Origin of the sequence: Mycobacterium sp., assembly GCF_035653355.1 — a bacterium.
Taxonomy (GTDB): domain Bacteria; phylum Actinomycetota; class Actinomycetes; order Mycobacteriales; family Mycobacteriaceae; genus Mycobacterium.
Window position 1 is genome coordinate 1 of sequence record NZ_DASRBZ010000247.1, and the last position, 2,319, is coordinate 2,319.

Below are 2,319 nucleotides of genomic sequence, written 5' to 3' on the forward strand. Positions count from 1 at the left end.
CGACGGCGTGGAGCACACCGGCGGCCCGTTGGTCGACTTCGACGCCGACGGCCGCGCTGATGACCGGCTGATGGACGTCGACGGCAACGGTCTGGCCGACCGGGTGATGCTGGTCGCCGATAGCGGCGGCTATGACACGGCCTATGTCGACAGCGACGGCGACGGGCGGTGGGACGTCAAGCTCAGCGACAGCGACGGCGACGGTGCCGCTGACGCCGCCGCGGCTCTGTAAACGACGGAAGCGCCCGCTCAGTCGGGTGGGCTGATCTGAGTGACGCAGAACAGGCGGCGTGGCAGCTCGCCCTCACAGAACTCACGCACGTCGGCGAGTTCCCATCCCGCGGCCAGCTCGTCGACGAGTTGCCGCGAGAAGTAATGGACGGCGAACCCGCTGTGCTCGTAGATGTCATCGCCGTGCGAGATCCCGCGACGGTAATGCGCGTCACCGGTGTGCCGAACGGTGTAAACGAACACGCCTCCGGGCCGCAACACGCGCCGGACGTCATCGACGATTGAGCGAATAGTGTCGGTAGACAATGCCATACACAGCAGCATGTGTGCGAATACCGCATCGACGGATGCAGTAGCTATTGGCAGCGGATTGCGAACATCGTGTTCCGTCACCGCGATTCGATCACCTAGCCCGAGTACTTCGGCGGTGTCGGTCAGCTGTCGAAGTGCTGTTGCGCTGAAATCAAGAACATGAGTTCTGATTCCGTTGCGTGCGAAGAACAATGCGTCGCGGCCGTGACCGCCGCCAAGATCGAGCAGCGTGGTGACACCGGCGGAGCCGAACACTGCCATCGCATACTTCGCCGCGTCTGAGGGTTGGTCGCCGTACAGTCCCGGGTGGGCGGTGTAGGTCTGTTCCCAGTGGGTTCGTTGCGCGGCCGCCAGCCGTGCCTCCGCTTTTCGCGCGTCCTGCTCGCTCATCGCCGGAGCTTGACGGGCCGGGTCATTCTTCGCGCACTTCGCGTGCTCATCGCCGGGGTCGGATGGGCCGCGTCTCTCTTCGCGCACTTCGCGTGCTCATCGCCCGCGGCCCGGGCCCGGCGGGCCGGCGAATGCTTGCGCAATCCGCAGCCACCGCTGCGCATCGGCGCCCTGCGCCGTGACGTCGAGCGAGCCCAGCGGACGTCGCTGCGTGACCAGAAAACAAAAGTCTTCCGCCGAGCCGGTGACGCGCTGCGCTGCATCTGCAGGTCCCCACGACCAAGTGCTCCCGTCAGGCGCGCGCAGCTCGACCAGAAACGGCTCGCCCGGTGGCGTAAGCCCGTTGACCACGAAGGAGTAGTCGCGGGTGCGCACACCGAGATGCGCGATCGAGCGCAGCCGCGCAGTGGCCGGCCGTTTGACGCCGAGGGCGTCGGCGACGTCTAGTCCGTGGGCCCAGGTCTCCATCAGCCGCGCGGTCGCCATCGACGCCGCGCTCATCGGCGGCCCGAACCACGGCAGTTTTCGCCCGTTGGGAACCGCCAGCAGCGCCTCGTGCAGCCGCGCGCGGATCAGTCGCCAGTCGGCCAGCAGTTCCCCAGGCGCCCTAGTGGCCATTTCGTCGGCGCCCTCGTCGACAAAGCCAGTGGGATTGGCAGCGGCGGCTGCCAACACGTCGGCGAAGCCGGCCTCGTCCGTGACCGCGGTGAGCGCGACCCCGTCCGTCCACAGCAGGTGCCCGATCTGATGGGCAATCGTCCATCCCGGCGCCGGCGTCGGCTCCGCCCAGCGCTCGTGGGCAAGCGGCGCCACCAGCGCATCCAGCTCGTCGCTCTCAACGCGAAGATCGTCCACGATCGGGCCCGGACCGGCCATGGATGTACCTTAGCGACCGCTCACCGGCTGCCCGCGCCGGGCGAGCGCGCCATGGACCACGAGGCCGACAAGGTAGAGCACCGTACCGCCCAACGCCAGCGCCGGCGAACGCCCGTCGGGGCGAATCATCAACGCGGCCAACGTAACCGCGACGATGAAAGAGACCCAAAACAGCGAATCCTGGACGGTGAACACATGGCCGCGCAAGCCGTCGTCGACGTCGATCTGCATCGCGGTGTCAGCGCACAGCTTCACAACCTGGCCGATGATGCCGAGCAGAAATCTGCACCCCACCATGACCGGTAATTGCAGGGTGGCTCCCGCGATCTGGATGACGGCGCCCACGGCCAGGGCAGCGTTGGCGGTGGCATAGCGGCCCCACCGGCGCACCGCGGGCGGGGTCAGCGCGTTGGCTACAAAGGACCCGGCCCCGGTTGCGCCGACGAACATCACCGCAGTACCTAACCCGCGAACGGCGCCGACATGCCGGACCAGCACCAGCACCAGCAG

At 67.5% G+C, this 2,319-nt stretch carries 2 protein-coding genes and 2 pseudogenes; 1 reads left to right on the forward strand and 3 read right to left on the reverse strand.

Annotation, left to right across the window (positions count from 1 at the left end; genetic code table 11):
* Nucleotides 1-232 (forward strand): annotated as a pseudogene (locus VFA16_RS08460) (pullulanase); the annotation flags it as partial.
* A 17-nt stretch (nucleotides 233-249) separates the two neighbouring features.
* On the opposite strand, the gene VFA16_RS08465 reads toward VFA16_RS08460, so the two are convergent.
* The 3 genes and pseudogenes from VFA16_RS08465 to VFA16_RS08475 all read right to left on the reverse strand — a co-directional run.
* Nucleotides 250-933 carry a class I SAM-dependent methyltransferase gene (locus VFA16_RS08465; protein ID WP_324967384.1) on the reverse strand — a complete coding sequence of 228 codons (684 nt, stop codon included), beginning with the start codon at nucleotides 931-933 and terminating at the stop codon, nucleotides 250-252.
* A gap of 96 nt (nucleotides 934-1,029) precedes the next feature.
* Nucleotides 1,030-1,809 (reverse strand): TIGR03084 family metal-binding protein, encoded by a 780-nt coding sequence (locus VFA16_RS08470; RefSeq protein WP_324967385.1) that lies wholly within the window; start codon nucleotides 1,807-1,809, stop codon nucleotides 1,030-1,032.
* Between the two features lie 9 nt (nucleotides 1,810-1,818).
* A pseudogene (locus tag VFA16_RS08475) lies at nucleotides 1,819-2,319 on the reverse strand (MFS transporter); the annotation flags it as partial.

What these genes read in the sequence shown, in the direction of transcription:
- VFA16_RS08465 (WP_324967384.1), bottom strand. Translation starts at nt 933, where the DNA reads ATGAGCGAGCAGGACGCGCGAAAAGCGGAGGCACGGCTGGCGGCCGCG.
- VFA16_RS08470 (WP_324967385.1), bottom strand. Translation starts at nt 1,809, where the DNA reads ATGGCCGGTCCGGGCCCGATCGTGGACGATCTTCGCGTTGAGAGCGAC.